This is a genomic window from Streptomyces sp. GC420 (genome assembly GCF_009916105.1).
Classification (GTDB): Bacteria; Actinomycetota; Actinomycetes; order Streptomycetales; family Streptomycetaceae; genus Streptomyces.
Genome location: NZ_JAAAXQ010000084.1, coordinates 1 through 24,027, shown reverse-complemented (window position 1 = coordinate 24,027; position 24,027 = coordinate 1). Strand labels below are relative to the sequence as shown.

Here is a 24,027-nt window from a genome sequence, read left to right as displayed (position 1 = left end):
CTCCCCCACGTCACGGGCCTCCCCCTCGTCACGGGCTCCGGCCGAGGTCCCCGGTTAGCGGCTGGTAAGCGGTCTGTAAGCAGTTGGTTTCCACTGCACCGTCCGTGAGCTGCGACGCGGCGCGGTGCGCTCGCCACCCGTAAAATCTGTGCATGACAGAGCAGGTGGATACGAAGAGCGTACGGCGCTGGGCGCGGGGCGAGCACATTCTGTGGCGTTACCGGGACCACGCCGACGACCGGGTCCACATCTGCCGCCCCGTCACCGTGGCGGAGGACTCCGAGGAACTGCTCGCCGTGTGGATGGCCCCGGGGACCGAGTGCGTCAGGCCGGTGCTCGCCGACGGCACGGCCGTCCACGAGGAACCTCTGGAGACCCGGTACACCGCGCCCCGCACGACCGTGCGCTCCCGCTGGTTCGGTACGGGCGTACTGAAGCTGGCCAGGCCCGGGGAACCGTGGTCGGTGTGGCTGTTCTGGCAGCCCGGATGGCGCTTCAAGAACTGGTACGTCAACCTGGAGGAGCCCCGCGCCCGTTGGGTCGGCGGTATTGACTCCCGGGACCACTTCCTCGACATCTCCGTGCATCCCGACCGTACTTGGCGGTGGCTGGACGAGGACGAGTTCGCGCAGGCGCAGCGGGCAGGACTGATGAGCGGGGCGCAGGCCCGTACGGTGCGGGAGGCGGGGCACGCGGCGGTCGAGGCCATCAGGCGTTGGGACGAACCGTTCTCCGGGGGCTGGGAGAACTGGCGGCCAGACCCGGCCTGGCAGGTGCCGGTGCTGCCGGCCGACTGGCACCGCATCCCGGAGGGCGCCGGAACCGGCGCACGGACGGGCCGCGGAAGGGGCGCGGAAGGCGGCGCGGGAGGCGCGGCGGACGGCGATCCCGGGACTCCGGACGGCGCGCACAACGGGGCGCGAAGCAGGACCCGGGTCCGAATGACCTGATGAACCTCTTGAAGTGCCCCCATAGGTCAAACGTAGGATCGTCCTCCGCAAGGCTGTGCAGCGGCAACTCGGGCACCGTGCACATTCTTTGACAGTGAGTCATCGTAGGAGCGGGAGCGGCCGTGTGTGACGGGTTCGAGGGCGAGGGGTGCGGCGGTACGACCCCCGTACTGCGTATGCTGCACGGGGCACCACGCGGCTCGGCGAATCCGTTCCCGGGACATCCCGTACGGGTATCGGGTTATCTGCGGAACGAATCGCGCCGGGTCGTGGGCGAGGCGGGTTTCGAGATACCGGGGAGGACTCTTTCGCGTAAGCCCCGGCGAGTACGGACTTGAACCGCCCGAGCACCACCAGCGCTCCCTGAACTGCAACTGCCGACGACACGCCCGCCGAGTCTTCCGGGGCCACCCCCCGGACCCCGGCGGGGCGCGTGGCGCGCAGCCCCGGACGGACGGAATCCCACGCGTGACGGAGCATCCCCCCTCCCACGAGAACCGGCAGACGGCCGCCCCGCCGCCCGCCCATGCGGCCGTACCCGACCCGCGGGGCGCGTTCCAGCAGGAACAGCCCGGCGCGCACGGCCAGCAGCACCCCGCGCCGCCCTACGGCGATCCCGCCGCGGCGGCGCCGGCGAAACGGCGGCGAGCCGCTGCCGGGGCCTCCGGCGGGGACGGTGCCGCGAGGCCGCGGCGCAAGGGCGGTACGAAGAGCGAACGCGGCAAGGCTGTCGGCGGCGGTACGGCGGGTGAGGCGGATGTGGTCGGGAAGCAGCACGGGGAACAGCCGGCGGACCGGGACGTGACGGCCGCCGCGCAGGTGGCCCGCCCGCGGAGCGGTGACGCCGGGGACCAGGGGCCGGCCGCGCCTGCCCCGCGGGACGGCGGCCCCGGCACGGGCCTGCCCGACGGGCGCCCGGAGGACGGCGGCAAGGCGGACGGCCGCCGCGACGACGCCCGCAAGGAGGGCGACCGGCTGCGGTTCGTGGGGGCGGCGACCCGGCGGATCGCCCGCGGTCTCGACCTCGACGAGATCGTTCTCGGCCTGTGCCGTGCCACCGTGCCGACCTTCTCGGACGCGATCCTCGTCTACCTGCGCGATCCGCTGCCCGTCGGCGACGAGCGGCCCGTCGACCCGGTGGTGCTGCGGCTGCGCCGCACCGACCGGATACCCGAGGAACCGGACAGCGACACCGGGCTCCGGCTGCCGCTGATCAGCACCCAGCCGGAGATGCCGCCCGCCGCCGAGCTGTGCGAGGTGCGGGCCGGCGGGCCGCTGGCCGAGGTGCTGCGCGGGGTGCGGCCGGTCTTCGGGGACTCCGCGGCGGCCAAGGCCGCGCTGCCCGAGCTGCTCGGCGGCAGCGAGGGCCTGTCGGGCGGCCGCCGGGCAGTGCTGGCGCCGCTGCGCGGGCGCCGCCGGGTGATCGGCGCCGCGGTGTTCCTGCGGCGGGACGAGCGCGCGCCCTTCGAGCCGGACGACCTGCTGGTCGCCGCGCAGCTGGCGACGCACACCGCACTCGGCATCGACAAGGCGGTGCTGTACGGCCGCGAGGCGTACATCGCGGACGAGCTGCAGCGCACCATGCTCCCCGACTCGCTGCCGCAGCCGACCGGGGTCAAGCTGGCCAGCCGCTACCTCCCGGCCGCCGAGACGGCCCGGGTGGGCGGCGACTGGTACGACGCCATCCCGCTGCCCGGCAGCAGGGTCGCGCTCGTCGTCGGCGACGTCATGGGCCACTCCATGACCTCGGCGGCGATCATGGGCCAGCTGCGGACCACCGCGCAGACCCTGGCCGGGCTCGACCTGCCGCCGCAGGAGGTGCTGCACCATCTCGACGAGCAGGCGCAGCGGCTGGGCTCGGACCGGATGGCGACCTGCCTGTACGCCGTCTACGACCCGGTGACGCACCGGATCACCATCGCCAACGCCGGCCACCCGCCGCCCGTGCTGCTGCATCTGGGCGGCAGGGCCGAGGTGCTGCGGGTGCCGCCGGGCGCGCCGATCGGCGTGGGCGGGGTGGACTTCGAGGCGGTGGAGCTGGACGCGCCGGCCGGGGCGACCCTGCTGCTGTACACGGACGGTCTCGTGGAGTCCCGGCTGCGCGACGTGTGGACGGGCATAGAGCAGCTGCGCGAGCGGCTGGCGAACACGGCGCAGCTGACGGGGCCCGACCATCCGCCGCCGCTGGAGGCGCTGTGCGACGAGGTGCTGGACATGCTCGGGCCCGGCGACCGGGACGACGACATCGCGCTGCTCGCGGCCCGCTTCGACGGGATCTCGCCCAGTGATGTCGCGTACTGGTTCCTGGAGCCCGAGGAGCAGGCGCCCGGCCGGGCCCGCCGCCTGGCGCGCAGGGCGCTGGCCCGCTGGGACCTGGAGGACCTCACCGATTCGGTGGAGCTGCTGATCAGCGAGGTGGTGACCAACGCCGTGCGGTACGCGGAGCGGCCGATCACCTTGCGGCTGCTGCGCACCGAGACGCTGCGCTGCGAGGTCGGAGACGATGTGCCGCAGCTGCCGCGGCTGCGGCAGGCGAGGGCCACCGACGAGGGCGGGCGCGGGCTGTTCCTGGTGAACAAGGTGGCCAGGCGGTGGGGAGCGACCCGGCTGTCCACCGGCAAGGTCGTCTGGTTCGAGCTGGGAGTCCCGGGCCGGTCCTGACCGCCCCGGGGGGCCGACATGCGGAGGGCCCGGTCTTCCCGTACGGGAGGCCGGCCCGCACCGGACCCTGACAATGTCTGTTTCCGGACTCATTCCAAGTGTTGCCGAAGGTCAGGTCGCGGAGTTGACTGACATCCGGACGAAGCGACCCGAACCCACCCCTGACGGGAGGACGCTCGTGACCGAGGCAGCACCCCAGGTGCCCTACACCACGAACAATCACGGGGTCCCGGTGGAGAGCGACGCCCACTCGCTCACCGTCGGCCCGAACGGCCCCATCCTGCTCCAGGACCACTACCTGATCGAGAAGATGGCCCAGTTCAACCGGGAGCGCGTCCCGGAACGGGTGGTCCACGCCAAGGGCAGCGGCGCGTACGGCGTCTTCGAGGTGACGAACGACGTGAGCCAGTTCACGAAGGCCGACCTCTTCCAGCCGGGCAGGCGCACCGACATGCTGGCCCGCTTCTCCACCGTCGCCGGTGAACTCGGCTCCCCCGACACCTGGCGCGACCCGCGCGGCTTCGCGCTGAAGTTCTACACCGAACACGGCAACTACGACCTGGTCGGCAACAACACGCCGATCTTCTTCGTGCGCGACCCCAGCAAGTTCCAGGACTTCATCCGCAGCCAGAAGCGCCGTCCCGACAACGCGCTGCGCGACAACGACATGCAGTGGGACTTCTGGACCCTCTCCCCCGAGTCCGCGCACATGGTGACCTGGCTCATGGGCGACCGGGGCGTCCCGAAGACGTGGCGCCACATGAACGGCTACGGCTCGCACACCTACATGTGGATCAACGGGGGCGGCGAGAAGTTCTGGATCAAGTACCACATCAAGACCGACCAGGGCATCGAGTTCCTCACCCAGGCCGAGGCCGACGAGACGGCGGGCGCCGACGCCGACGTGCACCGCCGCGACCTGTACCGGGCGATCGCCACCGGGGACACCCCCTCCTGGACCATGTACGTGCAGGTCATGCCGTTCGACGACGCGCCCGACTACCGGTTCAACCCCTTCGACCTGACCAAGGTGTGGCCGCACGGCGACTACCCGCTGATCGAGGTCGGCCGGATGACGCTCGACAAGAACCCGGACGACCACTTCGTCCACATCGAGCAGGCCGCCTTCGAGCCCTCCAACCTGGTGCCCGGCATCGGCCCCTCCCCGGACAAGATGCTGCTCGGCCGGCTCTTCTCGTACCCGGACACGCACCGCTACCGGATCGGCCCGAACTACGCGCAGCTGCCGCCCAACCGGCCGCGCTCGCAGGTCAACTCCTATGCCAAGGACGGCCCCATGCGGTACGAGCCCGCACGGACCGGCCGCCCGTACGCCCCCAACTCGTACGGCGGCCCGGCGGCGGACGTCGAGCGGTTCGGGGAGCCGGCCGGGTGGCAGACGGCGGGCGAGATGGTGCGCGAGGCCTACAAGCTGCACCGGGAGGACGACGACTGGGGCCAGGCAGGCACCCTGGTCAGGAACGTGCTGGACGACGAGGCGCGCGAGCGGCTGGTGTCCAACGTCGGCGGCCATCTCCTGAACGGCGTCTCCCGTCCCGTGCTCGACCGCGCGCTGCAGTACTGGCGCAACATCGACAAGGACCTCGGCGACCGGATCGCCGGCCGGGTGGACGGCGGCTGACGGCCGTCCGCGCGAGAACGGGGGAACGCCGAAGGGGCCGGATCGCTCCGGCCCCTTCCGCTTCGCCGCGTGCCCGCCGCGAGCCGCGTACCCGCCGTTTTCCGGCTACGGCGTCAGCAGTTGCTGCGCGCCGCCGCCGTTCTGCCCGCCCGAGTCCGTCTGGCCGCCGGGCGTGGTCTCCGGCGGCGTGGTGGTGGGGGCCGTGGTCTCCGGCGGCGTGGTGGTGGGGGCCGTGGTCTCCGGGGCGGTCGTGGTCGGGTCCGCGTCGGGCGTCTCGGTGACCTCCGGCGACTCCGACTGGGAGGGCGAGACGCTGGCCGAGGGACTCTCGGTGGTGGGCTCGGCGGTCGGCGCGACGGCCGCGCCCATGTCCGTCTCGAGGTCGAACTCGGAGGTCTTGTCACCGAGTACGCCGAACATGTACGCCGCCCAGATCTCGGCGGGGAAACCGCCACCGTTGACCCGGCCGCCGCCCGCGGCGCCGCTCAGGGTGACCTGCTTGCCGTTCTCGGTGGCGGACTCGCCGAACAGGCCGACCGAGGTCACCAGGTCCGGGGTGTAGCCGGTGAACCAGGCGGACTTGTTGTCGTCCGAGGTACCGGTCTTGCCGGCGACGTCGTACCGCGCGCTGCGCACCGCGGCACCCGTACCGTCGTCGACCACGCCGGTCAGCACCGAGGTGACCGAGTCGGCCGCCTCCCTGCTGATGACCTGCTCGCCGATGGGATCGCCCAGGTCGGGGGCCTGCCGGGTCTGGCTGGTCACTTCCTTCACGATGGAGGGGGTGACCTTCCTGCCGTGGTTGTCGAGGGTCGCGTACACCCCCGCCATCTGCCAGGGGCTGGCGCCCATCGAGCCCAGGGTCTGCGCGGGCACGGCCTCCAGGTCCTCGGTGTCCATACCGAGGTCGCCCGCGGTCTCCAGCACCCGTTCCATGCCGACGTCCACGCCCATCTGCGCGAACACGGAGTTGACCGACTTGTTCATGGCGAACTGGACGTTCACGTCGCCGTAGTCCACCTCGTCCTCGTTGGGCGGGGCGAAGGGTATGTCACTGCCCACGACCGGCCGCCGGCTGTCGCCGTCGTAGACGGTGCTCGCGGTGATCGGCTCGTCGTCCTGGGTCCTGGAACCGTTCTCCAGCGCGGAGGCGAATATCAGCGGCTTGAAGGTGGAGGCGGGCTGGTAGTCGGAGCGCTTGGCGTTGCTGTACTCGTGCTTGACGTAGTCGCGGCCGCCGTAGAGGGCGACGACCGCGCCGTTCTTCGGATTGACCGAGACGGCCCCGGCCTGGACATTGGCGTCGACCTTGCGCTCCTTCGGGTCGAGCTTGCTGGTCAGCTCCGCCTCGACCGCCTTCTCCAGCTGCTTCTGCTTCTTCTCCTCGATGTTGAGTGTGATCGTCCAGCCGCCGGCCGCGAGCAGCTCCTCGTCGATGCCGGCCGCCTCGAGCTGCTGGTTGGCGGCCTTGACGAGGTAGCCGGTCTGCCCTTCCAGGCCGGGCGCGGGCTTCGGCTTCTGCGGCTTGTCGAACTTCTGCTCGTCGCGCTCGGCCGCGGTGATCTCGCCCATCCGGACCATGTTGTTCAGGACGTACGCCCAGCGCTCCTTGACCAGCCTCTTCGAGGTGTCGGACGCCACCGCCCAGTCATACTGGCTGGGCGCCTGGAGCAGCGCGGCGAGGTAGGCGCCCTGGGTGAGGCTCAGCCTGCTCGCGTCGACGCCGTAGTAGGCCTGGGCGGCCGCCTGGATACCGAAGGCGCCGCGGCCGTAGTAGCTGGTGTTGATGTAGCCGAGGAGGATCTCGTCCTTGGACTTCTGGCGGTCGACCTTGAGGGAGATCACCAGTTCCCGCAGCTTCCGGCTGACGGTCTGGTCCTGGGTCAGGTAGTAGTTCTTGACGTACTGCTGGGTGATCGTCGAGCCGCCCTGCTTGCCCTTGCCCGACAGGGTGTTGAGCAGGCCGCGGGCGGTGCCCTTGAAGTCGATGCCGGCGTCGTCGTAGAAGCTCATGTTCTCGGCGGCGACGAAGGTGAGCTTGACGTCCTTGGGGATGTCCTCGACACCGACGATCTCCCGGTTGACCTCGCCGGTGCGGGCCAGGACCTTGCCGTTGCTGTACTTGTAGACGTTGCTCTGCTTCTTGGCGTCGGCGTTGGCTCCCGGGACCGGCACGATGAGGTACAGGACGAGGAAGCCGCCCATGCCGAGCAGGCAGAGACCGAAGAACGTCCCCAGGAGCTTCTTCCATGTGAAGAAGCGGCGTATGCCGTGGGGCTTCGAGGCGCGGCGTACCGCTTGCTGCCTCGCCCTTCTGTCTTCCGCTCGGCCCATTACCCGTTCGCTCCGCTCGTTCGGCTCGTCCGTCCCGGGACATCAGCTTTTGAAAGCTAACACCGGCGATACGGACAAAGGCCGTTTGATCACATCTTCACAGCTTGCGCAGACGTGAGAATCAGCACCCGTTTCCACTGGAACCGACTCACGACGGGCGCCGCAGGTTGCCCGGACTGATAAAGTGATATCACTTTGCTAGAACAACAACGGGGGAGCCTCATGCCTGGAACCGACATATCGCCCACCACGGACAGCGAGCTGCCGCAGATGCCGGAGCCCCGGGTCCGCGAGTTCGCGGCCCGCAGCGTCCCCGGCGGTCTGGCCCTGCTGCTGGGACTGGCCGGCCTGGCCGCCGGAATCGCGCTGATCGCCGTCGGTGCCGCGGAACTGGGCGGCGCCGCGAAGGGCATCGCGATCGTCCTCGGCCTGCTGACCGCGCTCGCCGCCTCTCTCGCCATGGGCGGACTGAACATGGTCGCGCCGGGCGAGGCCCGCGTCGTCCAGCTCTTCGGGCGCTACCGGGGAACGGTCCGGGAGGACGGACTGCGCTGGGTCAATCCGCTGACCTCCCGCTCGAAGATCTCCACTCGGGTGAGGAACCACGAGACCGCCGTCCTGAAGGTCAACGACGCCTACGGAAACCCCATCGAGCTCGCCGCGGTCGTCGTGTGGAAGGTCGAGGACACCGCGCAGGCGCTCTTCGAGGTCGACGACTTCCTGGAGTTCGTCTCCACGCAGACCGAGGCGGCCGTCCGCCACATCGCCATCGAGTACCCGTACGACGCCCACGAGGAGGACGGACTCTCGCTGCGCGGCAACGCCGAGGAGATCACCGAGAAGCTCGCCGTCGAACTGCACGCCCGGGTCGAGGCGGCCGGCGTCCGCATCATCGAGTCCCGCTTCACGCACCTCGCGTACGCCCCGGAGATCGCCTCCGCGATGCTCCAGCGCCAGCAGGCGGGCGCGGTGGTGGCGGCCCGCCGGCTGATCGTGGACGGCGCGGTCGGCATGGTCGAGGCGGCGCTCACCCGGCTCACCGAGCAGGACATCGTCGAACTCGACTCCGAGCGCAAGGCGGCCATGGTGAGCAATCTGCTGGTGGTGCTGTGCGGGGACCGGGCGGCGCAGCCGGTGGTGAACACGGGCACCCTGTACCAGTGACCGAGCCCGAACCCGCGCCGCCGGAACCGGCCCGCGCACCCGAGCCCCGGCGGGGGCCCCAGCAGCGCAAGCAGGTCCTGCTGCGGCTGGACCCGCAGGTGTACGAGGCGCTCGCGCGCTGGGCGGGCGAGGAACTGCGCAGCGCCAACGCCCAGATCGAGTTCCTGCTCCGCAGGGCCCTGTCCGAGGCGGGCCGCCTCCCCGGCACCACCGCCCCCATCCCGCGCCGCGGCCGCCCGCCGGGGCGCCGGGGCCCACAGCCCGGGCCGGGGGACTGACCCGGGCCGTCCGCCCCGGCGCCGGCGCACCGCCGCGAGGCGTAGGAGGCCGGGACGGGGGTGCCCGGGACGGGGGTCGCTCAGGGCGTGGCCGCGTAGCGGTCGGCCAGCGCGGCCACGGCCCGGGCGACGGCCTCACGCAGCTCCGGAGGGCCCAGCACCTCCGCCTCCGGGCCCAGCCTCAGCAGGTCGCCGACCGCGACCGCCTGCGCCTCGACCGGCAGTTCCACCTCCACCCACCCCTCGCCGTCCGGCGGTCCGGCTCCGTCGAGGGCCCGCGTGCCCGCCGCGCCGAACTGCATCGGCAGCAGCCGCCGCACCCGGGGCGAGATCCGCAGCCGCGCGGTTCCCTGGTGGAGCGCGGCCTCCAGGCGGCGGGAGGACTCCTCCCAGTAGGCGGCCAGATCGAAGCCGGCGGGCCGTTCGAAGGTCTCCTCCCGGCTGTCCACGGCCAGGAACCGGGACACCCGGTACGTCCTGACGTCCCCGTCGCCGCGCGCCACCAGGTACCACAGGCCGCCCTTGAGGACGAGGCCGAGCGGGTGCAGTTCGCGGTGCACCTCGCCGCCCCAGCGCCGGTAGTGCGTGTCCAGCACCTTCTGCTCCCACACCGCTCGCGCGATCTGCGCCAGGTGCGTCACCCGGTCGGCGTCCCGGAACCACGCCGGCGCGTCGAGGTGGAACCGCTCCTCGATGCGCCGGGTGCTCTCCGCCGGCCCGGCCGGGAGCGCGGCCAGCAGTTTCAGCCGGGCCGTCGCCAGCACCGCCCCGAAGCCGAGATCGCGGGCGGGCCCGGGCGCCCCGGCGAAGAGGAGCGCGCCGGCCTCGGCGTCGGTGAGGCCGGTCAGCCGGGTGCGGTATCCGTCCATCAGCCGGTAGCCACCGGCCGGTCCGCGGTCGGCGACGACCGGTATCCCGGAGGCGCCCAGCGCTTCGACGTCCCGGTAGACCGTGCGGACCGACACCTCCAGTTCCGCGGCGAGTTCGGAGGCGGTCGCCCGCCCGCGGTTCTGGAGCAGCAGGAGCAGGGAGATGAGCCGGTCGGCGCGCATGAGGACATTGTCGCCCGTACCTGACAGGAGGTGTCAGGTAAGGCGGCCAGGCTGGTCCCGCCGCCGCGCAGCACGCTGCGCGTCAGGCGCCGCCATCAGCCCACCGGCCCAGTACGGCCGCCCCGGAAGGACACCCATGACCAGCAGCACCACCGGCCGCTTCACCTTCGCCGACTGGAAGGAGAACCCGGTCGGCGGGAGCGAGACGCTCCCGAGACTCGCCCACGCCTCCGTCACCAACACCTTCTCCGGTGGCATCGAGGCCGACGGAACCATCTGCGAGTACAGCATCGTCTACGTCACCGAGAAGACGGGGACCTTCACGGGCATGCAGGTGCTTTCCGGGCGGCTCGACGGGCGCCGGGGCACCTTCGTCGTCGAGGAGCGCGGCTCGTTCGAAGCCGACGGGACCGTGCACTGCGCCTTCGAGGTCGTGCCCGGCTCGGGCACCGAGGAGCTGGCGGGGCTGCGCGGGACCGGCGGTTACACGGCGCGGCACGGCGAGCCCTCCTACCCGTACACCTTCGGCTACGAACTGGACTGAGCGGGTCCGGAGGGGGCCGGCAGCCGTCGGCCCCCGCCCGCCCCGTTTTCGCGCCCCGCCGCGCCGCGCCCGCTTACAGAGCTGTGACAAAACCTCCTGACCAGTGGGGAAGGGCCACAGGGAGTGCACTGGGCAGCCCTCGTATACACCTCGTGTATACGTCGTGCGTATAGTGCTCGCATGTCCATCGCCCACACACTGCTCGGGCTCCTGGAGTCCGGCCCCCGCCACGGTTACGACCTCAAGCGGGCCTTCGACGAGAAGTTCGGGCACGACCGCCCGCTGCACTACGGGCAGGTCTACGCGACCATGTCCCGGCTGCTGAAGAACGGCCTGGTCGAGGTCGACGGCATCGAGGCCGGCGGCGGTCCCGAACGCAAGCGGTACGCCATCACCGACGCCGGGGTCACCGATGTCAGCCAGTGGCTCTCGACGCCCGAGAAGCCCGAGCCGTACCTCCAGTCGACCCTCTACACCAAGGTCGTGCTGGCCCTCCTGACCGGCCGCAGCGCCGCGGAGCTGCTGGACACCCAGCGCGCCGAGCACCTGCGCCTGATGCGGATCCTCACCGACCGCAAGCGCCGCGGCGACCTCGCCGACCAGCTCATCTGCGACCACGCCCTGTTCCACCTGGAAGCCGACCTGCGCTGGCTGGAACTGACCGCCGCCCGTCTCGACGGGCTCGCCAAGGAGGTGCGGGGATGACTCCCGCCGGTTCCCTGCTCGCCGCGGACGCCCTGCGCAAGTCGTACGGCCCCACGCCCGCCCTCGACGGCGCCGAGTTCTCCATCCACCCCGGCGAGGTCGTCGCCGTCATGGGCCCCTCCGGCTCCGGGAAGTCCACGCTCCTGCACTGCCTCGCCGGCATCGTCACCCCGGACTCCGGCACCATCACCTACGCCGGCCGGGAACTCTCCGCCATGAACGACGCCGAACGCAGCGCCCTGCGCCGCAGCGACTTCGGCTTCGTCTTCCAGTTCGGGCAGCTCGTCCCCGAACTGACCTGCGTCGAGAACGTCGCCCTGCCGCTGCGGCTGAACGGCACCCGCCGCAAGGATGCGGAGCGCACCGCCCTGTCCTGGATGGAGCGCCTGGAGGTCGCCGACGTCGGCGCCAAGCGGCCCGGCGAGGTCTCCGGCGGCCAGGGCCAGCGCGTCGCCGTCGCCCGCTCCCTGGTCACCGGACCGAAGGTGGTCTTCGCCGACGAACCCACCGGCGCCCTGGACTCCCTCAACGGCGAACGCGTCATGGAGCTCCTCACCGACGCCGCGCGCTCCACCAACGCCGCCGTCGTCCTCGTCACCCACGAGGCACGCGTCGCCGCCTACTCCGACCGCGAGATCGTCGTACGCGACGGGAAATCCCGCGACATGGAGCGCGCCGTATGAGCCGGGGCACCAGCTGGGCCCAGGACTTCCTGATGGGCGCCAGGTTCTCGGTCGCCGGCGGCAGGGAGGGATGGATACGGACCCTGCTGACCGCGCTCGGCGTCGGGCTCGGCGTCGCCCTGCTGCTGTTCACCACCGCTCTCCCCGGCGCCCTCGACGCCCGTGACCAGCGCAGCGCCATGCGCGACAGCTACGTCACGGCGGAGAAGCCGGGCGACGGCACGCTGCTCATCGGGCATGCCGACAGCACCTTCAAGGACAAGAGCGTCTGGGGGCGGCTGGTCGGGGCCCCGGGCTCGAAACCCCCGCTGCCGCCCGGTCTCGACCGCATCCCGGCGACCGGCGAGATGATGGTCTCCCCCGCGCTGGCCGAGCTGCTCTCCTCGCCGGAGGGCAGGCTGCTGCAGCCCCGGCTCCCGTACGAGCAGGCCGGCACCGTCGGCCCCGAGGGACTGCTCGGCCCGCACGACCTCGTCTACTACGCGGGCTCGGACACGATGAAGGCAGGCGACGACTACGTCGAGCTTGTCAAGGGCTTCGGCGACCCCCAGCAGGAGGAGCCCTGGGACCCCGTTCTGCTGCTGCTCATCCTGATCGTCCTCATCGTCCTGCTGCTGCCGGTGGCCGTCTTCATCGCCGCCGCGGTCCGCTTCGGCGGCGAGCGCCGCGACCGGCGGCTGGCCGCGCTCCGACTGGTCGGCGCGGACGGTGCCACCACCCGCAGGATCGCGGCGGGCGAGGCCCTCGGCGGCGCCCTGCTCGGGCTGCTCGCCGGACTCTGCTTCTTCTTCGCCGGACGGCAACTGGCCGACGAGGTGGGCGTCTTCGAGACCGGGATATACCCCTCGGACGTGGCCCTGAACCCGGCTCTGGCCCTGCTCGTCGCCGTCGCGGTGCCGGTCGCCTCCGTCGCCGTGACGCTGCTCGCGATGCGCGGCGTCGTCGTCGAACCGCTGGGTGTCGTCCGCACCGCCAGGCCGCCGCGGCGCCGCCTGTGGTGGCGGCTTGTGATGCCGCTGGCCGGCCTGGCACTGCTCTACCCGATGATCGGCCAGGACGAGGACGAGCAGTTCAGCCAGTGGCAGGTCACCGGGGGCGTCGTACTCCTCCTCGTGGGCGTCACGGCCCTGCTGCCCTGGCTGGTCGAGTTCGCCGTGACCCGGCTCGGCGGCGGCTCCGTCGCCTGGCAGCTCGCCGTCCGCAGGCTCCAGCTGAGCAGCGGCATCGTGGTCCGCCCGGTCAACGGCATCGCCGTCGCGGTGGCCGGGGCGATCGCGCTGCAGTCGCTGTTCACCGGCGTGGAGAGCGACTACCGCAGGGACACCGGCGCCGACCCCGACCGCGCGCAGATACAGGTGTCCGTGCCCTCCCAGATCGACGGGTCCCGCATGCCCGCGATCACGGAGAAGGTCGCCTCCGCGGAGGGCGCGCGCCGCGCCCTGGCCTTCGGCTCCACGGACGTCGGCGGGAAGGCGCACAACCCCGAGCACTACATCGGGCTCATCGTCGCGGAGTGCGCCACGCTGCGCGAGTTCGCCGGGCTCAAGACGTGCGAGGAGGGCGACGCCTTCCTGCTCAGGCCCAACGAGGAGCAGCCGGAGTTCGCCGAGCCCACCGCAAAGCCCGGCGAGAAGGTGTTCATCAACCCCTCCAGCGACGACGGCCGGGAGAGCACACCCACTGCCTGGACCGTGCCGGCGGACGCACCGTACGTGGACTCCCGCCCGGACCCGAGCGGCTACCGGCGCGGCGGCATCATGGCCACTCCCTCCGCCCTGCCGGAGATCCCCGCCGGCACCCTGTACCACTCCATGTTCGTCACCCTCGACCCCGCGGTGCCGGACGCCCACGAACACGTGCGCAACGCCCTCGCCCAGGGCGACCCGCTGCTGCAGCCGATGTCCATCGCGGCCGTCGATGTCAACAACCGCTTCGCGGCCGTGAGCAAGGGCCTGCTGATCGGCTCCGTCGCCGTGCTGCTGCTGATCGGCGCCAGCCTCTTCGTCTCCCAGATGGAGCAGCTGCGCGAGCGGAGGAAACTCCTCGCGGCCCTGGTCGCCTTCGGCACCCGGCGCCGCACCCTCGGCGTCTCGGTCCTCTGGCAGACCGCGGTCCCCATCGCCCTGGGCCTGACGCTGGCCTGTGCCACCGGGCTGGCACTCGGCGCGATCCTGCTGCGGATGGTGAGCCGCCCGGTGCACTTCGACTGGGGCGCCGTCGGCACGATGACCGGTGCCGGCGCCGCGGTCGTCCTCCTGGTGACCGTGCTCAGCCTTCCGCCGCTGTGGCGGATGATGCGGCCGGAGGGTCTGCGCACCGAGTAGGTGCCCGGACGGCCCGCTCCGCGGCGGCCGCGCACAGGGGGCCTCCCTGCCTCGGGGAGGCCCCCCTGACGTGCGCTTGCACGTACCTGCGTGTGCGCTTGCACGTGCCGGCGTGCGCCCCCTGCGCGACCGCGCGCCCCGGGACCCGGTTTTTGTGATCACTCACCTGCGTGACAGTCTGGACTCCGTCCAACCTCCGGGAAAGCCCCAAAAGGGCGTTTCCCATGCAACAAAGGAGCAGCATGCTCACTGTCGGTGACAGGTTCCCCGAGTACGAACTGACCGCCTGCGTCGACCTCGACCCGGAGAAGGCGTTCGCCCGGATCGACCACAAGAGCTACGAGGGCAAGTGGCGCGTGGTCTTCTTCTGGCCGAAGGACTTCACCTTCGTCTGTCCCACGGAGATCGCCGCCTTCGGGAAGCTGAACGAGGAGTTCGCGGACCGCGACTGCCAGATCCTCGGCGTCTCCGGCGACTCCGAGTTCGTGCACCACGCCTGGCGCAAGGATCACCCGGACCTGCGCGACCTGCCTTTCCCCATGCTCGCCGACCCGAAGCACGAGCTGATGCGGGACTGCGGCGTCGAGGGAGAGGACGGCTACGCGCTGCGGGCCGTCTTCATCGTCGACCCCAACAACGAGATCCAGTTCTCCATGGTGACCGCCGGCTCCGTCGGGCGGAACCCCAAGGAGGTGCTGCGGGTGCTCGACGCGCTGCAGACGGACGAGCTGTGCCCGTGCAACTGGAAGCAGGGCGAGCAGACCCTGGACCCGGTCAAGCTGCTGGCGGGTGAGTGAGCCCGGTGGCGCTCGACGAGCTGAAGTCCGCGCTGCCGGACTACGCCAAGGACCTGAAGCTCAACCTCGGTTCGGTGATAGGCAACAGCGAACTCCCGCAGCAGACGCTGTGGGGCACGGTGCTGGCCTGTGCCATCGCCTCGCGCTCGCCCCGGGTGCTGCGTGAGCTGGAGCCCGAGGCCAGGGCCAACCTCAAGCCCGAGGCGTACACGGCCGCCAAGTCGGCCGCCGCGGTCATGGCGATGAACAACGTCTTCTACCGGACCCGGCATCTGCTGTCGGACCCGGAGTACGGCTCCCTGCGCGCCGGTCTGCGGATGAACGTCATCGGCAACCCGGGCGTGGACAGGACCGACTTCGAGCTGTGGTCGCTCGCGGTCTCGGCCGTCAACGGCTGCGGCCAGTGCCTGGACTCGCACGAGCAGGTGCTCCGCAAGGCCGGTGTGGACCGCGAAACGGTCCAGGAGGCGTTCAAGATCGCCGCGGTGATCCAGGCCGTGGGCACCACACTGGACGCCGAGGCCGTACTGGCCGAGTAGGCCGGGGCGGTGCGGCCGCGAGGCCGCGGGGAGTGACGGGGCCCGCCGGCTCCTGATGAGCCGGCGGGCCCCGGAACACCACCGCTTCGCCGCCGACTGCTCACCGGCTCACCGGCTCACTGCGTCCTCAGGTTCTCCATCAGCTTCCGCATGTCCCCCACGGCAAGGGGCTGCAGTCCGCTGAAGTCCGGCTCCGGGAAATCCGTCTCGTCCTGCTCGTCGAAGCTGTTGTACGAGACGCCGAGGCCCAGGGTGAACACCGCTCCCCCGTCGAGCACGCGCAGCTCCGGGTAGTCGTCGAAGGTGAGGAAGTACGCCTTCTCCCCGAGCCCCGGGACCTCCTCGACCTTGGTGGCCGTGCCGTCGTACCACTGGGACAGTCCGCGGCCGGCCTCGAACTCGGGCTGGGGGTCCGTCTTCTTGTGCAGGTGGTAGGTCAGGCGCGCGGAGTACAGGAGGCCGGGGAGGACGCCCTCCGCGTCGCCGCCCTCGCCGACGAAGGCAACGTCGCAGGTGGCCTGGTCGAGGGCGGGGTGACGGTGCCCGGTCTGCTGGCCCTCCGACTTCTTGCCGAGTTCGGCGGAGAGAGCGGCCAGTTCGGCCTCCCCGCAGAGGTTCTTCGAACTGCGGTAGGCGCCCGCGCCGGGAGCCTCGGCGCCCGGCCCCCCGTACACGTACAGTCCGCCGGCCCAGAGCACGGACGCGGCGACGGCGCCGCCGAGCGCCCACCACAGGCGGCCGCCGGGCAGGCCGGTCCTCCCGGCGCGCCGGGCCGGCCCGTCCGGTGACCGCTCTGCGGAGGAGTCCAGGGTCTCCACCCGGAAGGGCTGTCCGTCGTCCCCGACCAGTTCCGGCTCCGAGATCACTCCCGGCCCCCGTTCTTCGCCTCGCGAGCGGACGCCGGCCCCGGCCCGGGACCCGTCCCGGGGCCGGTCGCGGTCGCGGGCGCGGGCGCCGGGGTGTTCGGCACCGCCGTGGCCCCGCGCAGGGCCGACTCACGCGCGTGCGCGTGCAGATACGTGACGACGGTGTTGGTGACGGCGACCAGCGGGACCGCGACGACCGCGCCGCCGATGCCCGCGATGAGACCGCCCCCCGTGACGGCGAGGATGACGGCGAGCGGGTGGACGCGCACGGCCCGCCCCAGGATGAAGGGCTGGAGGACGTGGCCCTCCAGCTGCTGCACGCCGAGGACGACGACCAGCACCATGAGGGCGGTGAACACCCCCTGCGTGACGAGGGCGACGACCACGGCGAGCGCCCCGGAGGCGACCGCACCGACCAGGGGGATGAAGGAGAAGAGGAACACGATGACGGCGAGCGGCACGGCCAGCGGAACGTCGAGGAAGTAGCAGCCGAGGCCGATCCCGATGGCGTCGATCATGGCCACGACCACCGTGCCGCGCACATACGCGGTGAGTGTCCGCCAGGCCCGTGGCCCCGCGCCCGCGACTCCCGGCCGCGCCTGCGCCGGCACCAGCCTCAGGGACCAGTGCCAGATCCGCTTGCCGTCGTAGAGCAGGAACAGCGTGCTGAACATCGTCAGCAGGATGCCGGTGAGCGCCTCCAGGACGACGGTGACGCCCTGGATGCCGGCGGAGGTGATCTCCTCGGTGTTGGTGCCGATGGCGTCCTGGAGGTTCTGGGCGATGTCGTTGATCTGGTCCTCGGTGACGTGGAACGGGCTGTTGAGGAGCCATTGCTTGAGATCGTCGATGCCCTTCTGGAGGCTGCCGGAGAGGTTGTCGATGTTCTCCATGACCTGCCAGACCACGAACCAGCCGATCAGCCCGATGGCGACGAAGCCGAGGGCGGCGGTCAGCGCGGTGGCGAGGCCGCGCGGCACGCCCCAGCGGGTGAGCCGGGCGACGGCGGGCTGGAGGATCGCCGTGATCAGCAGGGCGGCGGTGAAGGCGAGCATGACCAGTTGCACCGAGCTGATGATCCGCATCAGCACCCACACCGTGCCGGCCAGGACGAGGAGCCGCCAGCCGGCCTCGGCCGCGACCCGGATGCCCCAGGGCACCGCCTCGGCCGGTTCCGGCCTGGCCGTGGCGGCGGGAGCGGGAGCGGGGCCCGCGCCGCGAGCGGCGAGCAGGAACGGCAGCGGCGCAGGCTCGCCGCCTGGCAGGGCTCCCGGCGGCTGCTGTCACGGCGGTCCGCGGACACCACCGTCCGCGAGCGGCTGGACCGGCTGACGGCCGAGGCGGCCGGCGTGTACGACCTGGACTCCTGGAGCGACCTCTACGGCGACGGGATCGTCACGGACCTCGAACAACGGGTCGCGGAACTCCTCGGCACCGAGGACGCCGCGTACTTCCCCACCGGCACCATGGCCCAGCAGGTCGCCCTGCGGTGCTGGGCGGGCCGCACCGGGAACGCCACGGTCGCCCTGCACCCGCTCGCCCATCCCGAGCTGCACGAGCGTGGCGCGTTCCCGGCGCTGAGCGGGCTGCGGACCGTGCACGCGACGACGCGGCGGCGGCTGCCGACGGCCGCGGAGATCGAGGGCTTCGAGGAGCCCTTCGGGACGCTGATGCTGGAACTCCCCCTGCGGGAGGCGGGTTTCGTGCTGCCGTCCTGGGAGGAGCTGGAGGCCGTCGTCGAGGCGGCCGGAGAACGTGATGCGGTGGTGCACTTCGACGGCGCACGACTGTGGGAGTGCGCCCCGCACTTCGGCCGCACGCTCCCCGAGATCGCCGCGCTCGCGGACAGCGTCTACGTCTCCTTCTACAAGTCGCTCGACGCCCTGTCCGGCGCCGCGCTCGCCGGGCCCGCCTCCCTGGTCGACGAGGCGAGGGCCTGGCGCCACCGCTACGGCGGCCTGCTCTCCCAGCAGTTCCCGGCCGCCCTGTCCGCCCTGGTGGGCCTGGCACGCGAGCTGCCCCGGCTGCCCGGGTACGTCGCCCACGCCAAGGTGGTGGCCGCCGCCCTCCGGGAGGGCTTCGCCGGGTCCGGGCTCCCCTGGGCCAGGGTCCACCCCGGGCAGCCGCACACGCACCAGTTCCAGGTCTGGCTGCCGTACGGAGCCGAACTGCTGGAGGAGGCCTCCGTGCGCCAGGCCGAGGAGACCGGGGTGGCCCTCTTCCGCCGGTGGTTCGACTCCGAGGTGCCGGACGTGTCCCTCTCGGAGGTGACCGTGTCCGCCCCCGGACTGGAGTGGACGGCGCGGGACGTCCGGGACGCGGTGGCGGACTTCGCACGGCTGCTGAGGGCCCTGGAAGCGGAGTGAGCGGCCGGGACCAGGGAGAGGGCGGTCCGGGCACGGAGTCCGGTCCCGGACACGGAGCCGCGTCACGGGCACGGGTGTCCCGGGGTGCGCGCCGGCAGCGGCCCGCGCGGGACGCGGGACGCCGGACGGGCCGGGCGGAATGCGCGGAGGCCCCGGAAGCCCCGGCGGTCCCAGCGGTCCCAGCGGTCCCAGCGGTCCCGGAGCCCCGTGAGGCCGCGGAAGTGCCGAAACCCGCGGAAGCCGTGGAAGCCGCGGGAGGCCCGGAGGTCGCGTAGGTCGGGGGAGTCCCGCACGTCGCGGAACTCCTTGAGCAGACGCCAGTCGCGGCGGCCCGGCGCGGGCGGCGCGGGCTCTCCGCGGCGCGTCGAACGGTAGGTGTCGAGGAGGTACTGCTCGGTAAGGCTCATGTGATCGCCCTTTCGGACAGCCGGCAGCAGGCGCCGACGCGCATTTCGGGTATCGCGTGTTCCGCGTGTCCGGCGAGGTGGAAGGCCCTCGCCAGCCACCCTGCGCCCGCCCGCCGTCCCGCGTCGCACCGATTGACGGGGAGCGTCAAACGGCGGGGCGCCGGACGTGCCGGAAGGCACGATGTGGTCATGAGCGTGACGATCGACATCGCGGGTCTGACGCCCGAGCGCATGGCCTTCGAGACCTCCCCGCTGGCCGAGCTGGGCATCGCCCTGCACGCGCTGGCCGAGCCCGGTCACCACCCGGCGCTCCACGGCTGGGCCACGGCGACGTCCGCCGCGCTCAAGCCGGACCTCGCCGACCGGCTGAGCGAGGCCGACTTCCTGTGGCGTACGACGTTCTCCGATGTCTTCATGCCGTTCGCGGGCCTGGCCGACGGCTCGGTGCGGCCCGGGCGCACGCTCGCCGAGGACCTGGACCTGCTCGACCGGCTGGACGACGAGCGGTTCGTCTCCGCCGCCGTCGAGTTCACCTGCGCCACCCACTACGACTCCGGCGGCCCTTCGGCGCTGACCGACCCGGCCACCCGCGACCGTGCGCTCGACCTGGCCGCCGCGCGCGGCCCGCGGCAGGTGGAGTTCACCCGGCGGATGCTCGACGACCCACCCGCCGTGCGGGCCTGGGTGCGGCGGCTGCTGGAGGACTGCGACGAGGCGTTCTTCGCGGACACCTGGCGGCGCGTCGGCGTACAGCTCGCCGCCGACGCCCGCCACAAGACGGAACTACTGCGCCACAAGGGGCTGGCGGAGACCCTGGCCGCGGTCTCCCCCGCGCTGTCCCTCGACGAGACGAGGGGGCGGATACACGCCGACAAACTGGCCCAGGGCCGCGCCACGGCCGTGGATCCGGCCGTGGGACCCGCGCTGACCTTCATCCCGTCCAGCTTCGGCTGGCCGCACCTGATGATCCTGCACGCCCCCGGCTGGCGTCCGGTCGTCCACTACCCGGTCGGGTCCCCCGAGCTGCGGACCCCCGCCTCCGTCGCACTCCTCCAGCTCCGTCTGGAGGCGCTGGCCCATCCCATGCGGATCCGCCTGTGCCGCCACATCGCCCGCTCGGCCGCCACCACGGGCGAACTCGCCGATGTCCTCGGTCTCAGTGCCCCCGAGGTCTCACGTCACCTGGCCCTGCTGAAGAAGGCGGGCCTCGCGTCCACCCGGCGCCGCGGCCGCTACGTCCTGCACCAGCTCGACCTGACGGTCGTGGCCCGCCTCGGCAGCGACTTCATCGAGGGCCTGCTGCGCTGAGCGCTCCGTACCCGTACCCGTACCCGTACCCCGGCCCGGAGCCGCTCCGCCCCCGGGCCAGGGCCTGTTCGGCAATTCCCGCCGGTCCCGCGACGCCTGGCACCGCGCCCTCCCCGCGTTGCCGGGCCCGCCCTGACACCACCCCCGTACGAGCGCCACGCCGGGGAACCGCCGGGGTCCGTATGCCGGGGTCCGTACGACGGGGCTGCGAAGGGGCGCCCCGAAATGCGCATCGCGGCGGGCCGGACCTTTGTGGGTACGGCCCCGCAGGGCGCGGCACCGGCAGGCGGCGGTGCCGCGCAGAGGCGGCACCCGCCGGGGCCGCCACCGCGGGCGGGCGGGGCCGCACTCCCGGGCCGGGCCGGGCCCGGGCACCCGGGGCCGTGCGCCCGGGGCCGGTCGGGTCAGCCCGTCGAGCCGCCCGCGCGGACCAGGCCCGTCTCGTAGGCGAGGACGACGACCTGGACGCGGTCGCGCAGGCCGAGCTTGGTCAGGATGCGGCCGACATGGGTCTTCACGGTTGCCTCGGACAGGACCAGCCGGGCGGCGATCTCGCCGTTCGACAGCCCCTGCGCGACGAGGATCATCACCTCGCGCTCCCGATCCGTGAGCCGGTCCAGCTCCTTGTGCTGCGGCTCGTGCGAGGCCGACGGCAGCATCGGCGCGAAGCGGTCGAGCAGTCTGCGTGTCGTGGAGGGGGCGACGACGGCGTCGCCGCTGTGCACCGAGCGGATGGCGCCGAGGAGCTCGTCCGGCGGGACGTCCTTGAGCATGAAGCCGCTGGCACCCGCCTTCAGACCGGAGAAGGCGTACTCGTCGAGGTCGAAGGTGGTCAGGATCAGCACCTTGGGCGCGCCTGGCTGGGCGCAGATGCGCCTGGTGGCCTCGACCCCGTCCAGCCGCGGCATGCGGACGTCCATCAGGACGACGTCCACCGCCGTGGAGCGCAGGGCCTCGATGGCCTCCGCACCGTCGCCCGCCTCGGCGACGACCTCCATGTCCGGCTGGGCGGCCAGCACCATGCGGAAGCCGGTGCGCAGCAGCACCTGGTCGTCGACGAGCATCACCCGGATCGACATGGGGAGATGGTTCCTTTCGGTCGGTCAGGCGGGGCAGGGGGTCGGTGTGGGCGCGAGGCCCCGGGGGCACGGTCAGTGGGCGGGCTTCAGCGGCAGCAGGGCGCTGATCCGGAATCCGCCGCCGGGCCGCGGCCCGGCGTCCAGCGTGCCGCCGACCATGCCGACCCGCTCCCGCATGCCGATCAGACCATGTCCCTTGCCGTCGGCGCCCCCGTCCTCGTACAACTCGTGCGCCGCTCCCCGACCGTCGTCCTCGACGACGAGGCCGAGCCCGTCGTCGAAGTAGACCAGCCGCACACTCGCGCCGACGTCGGGACCGCCGTGCTTGCGGGTGTTGGTCAGCGCCTCCTGCACGATGCGGTACGCCGTCAGCTCCACGCCGCTGGGCAGCGGCCGCGGGTTGCCCTCGATGGTGAAGTCCACGGAGAGGCCGGCGGAGCGCACGTGCTCGACGAGTTCCTTGATCTGCTCCACGTCGGGCTGCGGGACGTAGTCCTCGGACTCCTGCGGCTCGCCGGTGCGCAGGACGCCGAGCAGCCTGCGCATCTCGGCGAGCGCCTGACGGCCGGTGGCGGAGATGGTCTCCAGCGCCTGCTTGGCCTGGTCTGGCGCGGCGTCCAGGACGTATGCGGCGCCGTCGGCCTGCACCACCATCACGGAGACGTTGTGCGCGACGACGTCGTGGAGTTCGCGGGCGATGCGGGCGCGTTCGGCGGCGACGGCGACCTTCGACTGCTGTTCGCGTTCCTTCTCCAGGCGCGCGGCCCGCTCCTCGAGCTGCGCGAAATAGGCGCGGCGGGTGCGCATCGAGTCGCCGAGCACCCAGGCGAGGGCGAAGGTGGTGGTCAGGAAGACCGCGGAGACGACCGCCTCGGTGGCGTGGTCGAAGTCCTCGGGCCAGCGGGCCGTGGCGATGGTGGGCGCCGCCAGCGCGCCGGCCAGTGCCATGCGGCGCGCCCACCCGGCGCCGATCGCGGCGCTCGTGTAGATCACCACCAGCATCGCGAAGTCGCCCGGCATGGGCCGCACGTCGGTGGCCAGCTGCGCGAATCCGCAGGCGCCCACCAGGAGCAGCATCTTCTCGGGGTGGCGGCGGCGCAGGGCGACGGCCGCGGAGAGCGCGAGGGCGACGGGGACGACGGCGGTGCGCGGCACGGTCCCCATGTCTTCCGTGGCGCCCCACAACAGGGACAGCCCGAGCAGGAAGACAGCCCAGAAGCTGTCCACACCTGTCGGGTGTCGGCGGAGGAAATCGTAGAGGCGCTGCACGTAACCCAGAGTAGGCAGGTGGGGTACGTGCAGGGGTCAACCGGAGGACCGATCCTGTCCCTGGTCCGTACTCCCCAAGGTGGAGGGCCAGCCTAGCCTTGGGTCTGTGACCGACGAGTGGCGCGGGTGGCGTGAGGCCGCCGAGGAGGCCCTGTACGGGGCCGGCGGTTTCTACGTCCGGGCGGAAGGGCCGGGCCCCGCGGGCCACTTCCGCACCTCCGTCCATGCCTCGGACCTGTTCGCCCGGGCGGTGGCCCGGCTGCTGGAACGGGTCGACGAGGAGCTGGGACAGCCGCGCGAGCTGGCGTTCGTCGACGTGGGCGCGGGACGCGGGGAACTCCTGAAGGGCGTGCGGGCGCACTTCCCCGACGGGCACCGGCTCAGGCTGTACGCCGTGGAGCGGGCACCGCGCCCGGACGACCCCGGCCTCGGCGCTCCCGGGGGCGCCGACGGCCGGGTGGAATGGCTCACGGAGCCGCCCGCCGGGGTGACGGGGCTGCTGTTCGCCAATGAATGGCTCGACAATGTGCCGGTCGATGTCGTCGAGGTGGACGCGGACGGGGTGCCGCGCCTCGTCCTCGTCAGGACCGCGGACGGCGCGGAACGCCTCGGCGACCCCGTCAGCGGCCCCGACCTCGACTGGCTGGAGACCTGGTGGCCGCTGCCGCCCGAGCCGGGGCTGCGCGCCGAGATCGGCCGTCCCCGCGACGCCGCCTGGGCGCGCGCCGTGCGGACCCTGGACGCCGGGACCGCGGTGGCCGTCGACTACGCCCACCGCGCGGGCTCCCGGCCGCCGTTCGGCACGCTGACGGGCTTCCTGGAGGGCAGGGAGGTCCGTCCGGTGCCGGACAGCAGCTGCGACATCACGGCGCACGTCGCCCTGGACGCGTGCGCCACCACGCCGGGCGCCGTCCTCACCACCCAGCGGGAGGCCCTGCGCGGCCTGGGCGTCAGCGGCGGCCGCCCCCCGCTGTCCCTGGCCTCGACCGACCCTGCGGCGTACGTCCGCGCGCTGACCGCGTCGGGAGAGGCCGCGGAACTCACGGCGCACGGCGGGCT

Annotated in this window: 20 protein-coding genes and 1 pseudogene; 14 read left to right on the top strand and 7 right to left on the bottom strand. The window is 72.4% G+C overall.

Going from position 1 to position 24,027, the window contains the following annotated elements:
- Nucleotides 1-152 precede the first annotated feature (152 nt).
- The 3 genes and pseudogenes from GUY61_RS13390 to GUY61_RS13375 form a co-directional block, all read left to right on the top strand.
- Nucleotides 153-809 (top strand): annotated as a pseudogene (locus tag GUY61_RS13390) (DUF402 domain-containing protein); the annotation flags it as partial.
- A gap of 609 nt (nucleotides 810-1,418) precedes the next feature.
- Nucleotides 1,419-3,611: a SpoIIE family protein phosphatase gene (locus GUY61_RS13380; RefSeq protein ID WP_166630352.1), complete on the top strand. Its 2,193-nt coding sequence runs from the start codon at nucleotides 1,419-1,421 to the stop codon at nucleotides 3,609-3,611.
- A gap of 178 nt (nucleotides 3,612-3,789) precedes the next feature.
- Nucleotides 3,790-5,253, top strand: coding sequence for a catalase (locus GUY61_RS13375; RefSeq protein WP_166630351.1), 1,464 nt, complete (start codon nucleotides 3,790-3,792; stop codon nucleotides 5,251-5,253).
- A 105-nt stretch (nucleotides 5,254-5,358) separates the two neighbouring features.
- Here GUY61_RS13375 and GUY61_RS13370 read toward each other — a convergent pair whose 3' ends face one another.
- Nucleotides 5,359-7,587 carry a transglycosylase domain-containing protein gene (locus GUY61_RS13370; RefSeq protein WP_166630350.1) on the bottom strand — a complete coding sequence of 743 codons (2,229 nt, stop codon included), beginning with the start codon at nucleotides 7,585-7,587 and terminating at the stop codon, nucleotides 5,359-5,361.
- A 222-nt stretch (nucleotides 7,588-7,809) separates the two neighbouring features.
- Here GUY61_RS13370 and GUY61_RS13365 point away from each other — a divergent pair, with 222 nt between their 5' ends.
- On the top strand, nucleotides 7,810-8,751 hold the full coding sequence (locus GUY61_RS13365; protein WP_166630349.1) for an SPFH domain-containing protein: 942 nt from the start codon (nucleotides 7,810-7,812) through the stop codon (nucleotides 8,749-8,751).
- Nucleotides 8,748-9,029 (top strand): hypothetical protein, encoded by a 282-nt coding sequence (locus GUY61_RS13360; RefSeq protein WP_166630348.1) that lies wholly within the window; start codon nucleotides 8,748-8,750, stop codon nucleotides 9,027-9,029. The genes GUY61_RS13365 and GUY61_RS13360 overlap by 4 nt, the downstream gene beginning before the upstream one ends.
- Nucleotides 9,030-9,109: 80 nt before the next feature.
- Here GUY61_RS13360 and GUY61_RS13355 read toward each other — a convergent pair whose 3' ends face one another.
- Complete coding sequence (locus GUY61_RS13355) at nucleotides 9,110-10,081, bottom strand: YafY family protein (RefSeq protein ID WP_166630347.1); 972 nt, start codon at nucleotides 10,079-10,081, stop codon at nucleotides 9,110-9,112.
- Between the two features lie 136 nt (nucleotides 10,082-10,217).
- Between GUY61_RS13355 and GUY61_RS13350 the strand changes: the two genes are divergently transcribed.
- From GUY61_RS13350 to GUY61_RS13325, 6 genes are all read left to right on the top strand, one after another.
- A complete protein-coding gene (locus tag GUY61_RS13350) occupies nucleotides 10,218-10,625 on the top strand; it encodes a DUF3224 domain-containing protein (protein ID WP_166630346.1) in 408 nt (135 codons plus the stop codon).
- Between the two features lie 180 nt (nucleotides 10,626-10,805).
- On the top strand, nucleotides 10,806-11,330 hold the full coding sequence (locus GUY61_RS13345; protein ID WP_166630345.1) for a PadR family transcriptional regulator: 525 nt from the start codon (nucleotides 10,806-10,808) through the stop codon (nucleotides 11,328-11,330).
- Nucleotides 11,327-12,013, top strand: coding sequence for an ABC transporter ATP-binding protein (locus GUY61_RS13340; protein ID WP_166630344.1), 687 nt, complete (start codon nucleotides 11,327-11,329; stop codon nucleotides 12,011-12,013). Before GUY61_RS13345 ends, GUY61_RS13340 begins: the two co-directional genes overlap by 4 nt.
- Entirely contained in the window at nucleotides 12,010-14,337 is a 2,328-nt protein-coding gene (locus GUY61_RS13335) for an ABC transporter permease (protein ID WP_166630343.1), read from the top strand. Before GUY61_RS13340 ends, GUY61_RS13335 begins: the two co-directional genes overlap by 4 nt.
- Before the next feature lie 242 nt (nucleotides 14,338-14,579).
- A complete protein-coding gene (locus GUY61_RS13330) occupies nucleotides 14,580-15,134 on the top strand; it encodes a peroxiredoxin (protein ID WP_166630342.1) in 555 nt (184 codons plus the stop codon).
- A gap of 5 nt (nucleotides 15,135-15,139) precedes the next feature.
- Nucleotides 15,140-15,673, top strand: coding sequence for an alkyl hydroperoxide reductase (locus GUY61_RS13325; RefSeq protein ID WP_166630341.1), 534 nt, complete (start codon nucleotides 15,140-15,142; stop codon nucleotides 15,671-15,673).
- Nucleotides 15,674-15,789: 116 nt separating this feature from the next.
- On the opposite strand, the gene GUY61_RS13320 is transcribed toward GUY61_RS13325, so the two are convergent.
- Nucleotides 15,790-16,539: a hypothetical protein gene (locus GUY61_RS13320; RefSeq protein WP_166630340.1), complete on the bottom strand. Its 750-nt coding sequence runs from the start codon at nucleotides 16,537-16,539 to the stop codon at nucleotides 15,790-15,792.
- Nucleotides 16,536-17,699: an AI-2E family transporter gene (locus GUY61_RS13315; RefSeq protein WP_166630339.1), complete on the bottom strand. Its 1,164-nt coding sequence runs from the start codon at nucleotides 17,697-17,699 to the stop codon at nucleotides 16,536-16,538. Before GUY61_RS13315 ends, GUY61_RS13320 begins: the two co-directional genes overlap by 4 nt.
- Here GUY61_RS13315 and GUY61_RS13310 point away from each other — a divergent pair.
- A complete protein-coding gene (locus GUY61_RS13310) occupies nucleotides 17,601-18,905 on the top strand; it encodes a beta-eliminating lyase-related protein (RefSeq protein WP_166630338.1) in 1,305 nt (434 codons plus the stop codon). The two genes, GUY61_RS13315 and GUY61_RS13310, sit on opposite strands and share 99 nt — an antisense overlap.
- A gap of 62 nt (nucleotides 18,906-18,967) precedes the next feature.
- Here the strand turns inward: GUY61_RS13310 and GUY61_RS41155 are convergent, their stop codons facing one another.
- Nucleotides 18,968-19,312: a hypothetical protein gene (locus tag GUY61_RS41155; RefSeq protein WP_166630337.1), complete on the bottom strand. Its 345-nt coding sequence runs from the start codon at nucleotides 19,310-19,312 to the stop codon at nucleotides 18,968-18,970.
- A gap of 189 nt (nucleotides 19,313-19,501) precedes the next feature.
- Between GUY61_RS41155 and GUY61_RS13300 the strand changes: the two genes are divergently transcribed.
- Nucleotides 19,502-20,620, top strand: coding sequence for a DUF5937 family protein (locus GUY61_RS13300; protein WP_166630336.1), 1,119 nt, complete (start codon nucleotides 19,502-19,504; stop codon nucleotides 20,618-20,620).
- A 404-nt stretch (nucleotides 20,621-21,024) separates the two neighbouring features.
- On the opposite strand, the gene GUY61_RS13295 is transcribed toward GUY61_RS13300, so the two are convergent.
- Together GUY61_RS13295 and GUY61_RS13290 are read right to left on the bottom strand one after the other, a co-directional pair.
- Nucleotides 21,025-21,699 (bottom strand): response regulator transcription factor, encoded by a 675-nt coding sequence (locus GUY61_RS13295; protein WP_166630335.1) that lies wholly within the window; start codon nucleotides 21,697-21,699, stop codon nucleotides 21,025-21,027.
- A gap of 72 nt (nucleotides 21,700-21,771) precedes the next feature.
- A complete protein-coding gene (locus tag GUY61_RS13290; protein ID WP_166630334.1) occupies nucleotides 21,772-22,968 on the bottom strand; it encodes a sensor histidine kinase in 1,197 nt (398 codons plus the stop codon).
- Nucleotides 22,969-23,074: 106 nt separating this feature from the next.
- Here GUY61_RS13290 and GUY61_RS13285 point away from each other — a divergent pair.
- Nucleotides 23,075-24,027 (top strand): SAM-dependent methyltransferase (locus GUY61_RS13285; protein WP_166630333.1); only part of this gene is annotated, 953 nt, incomplete at its 3' end.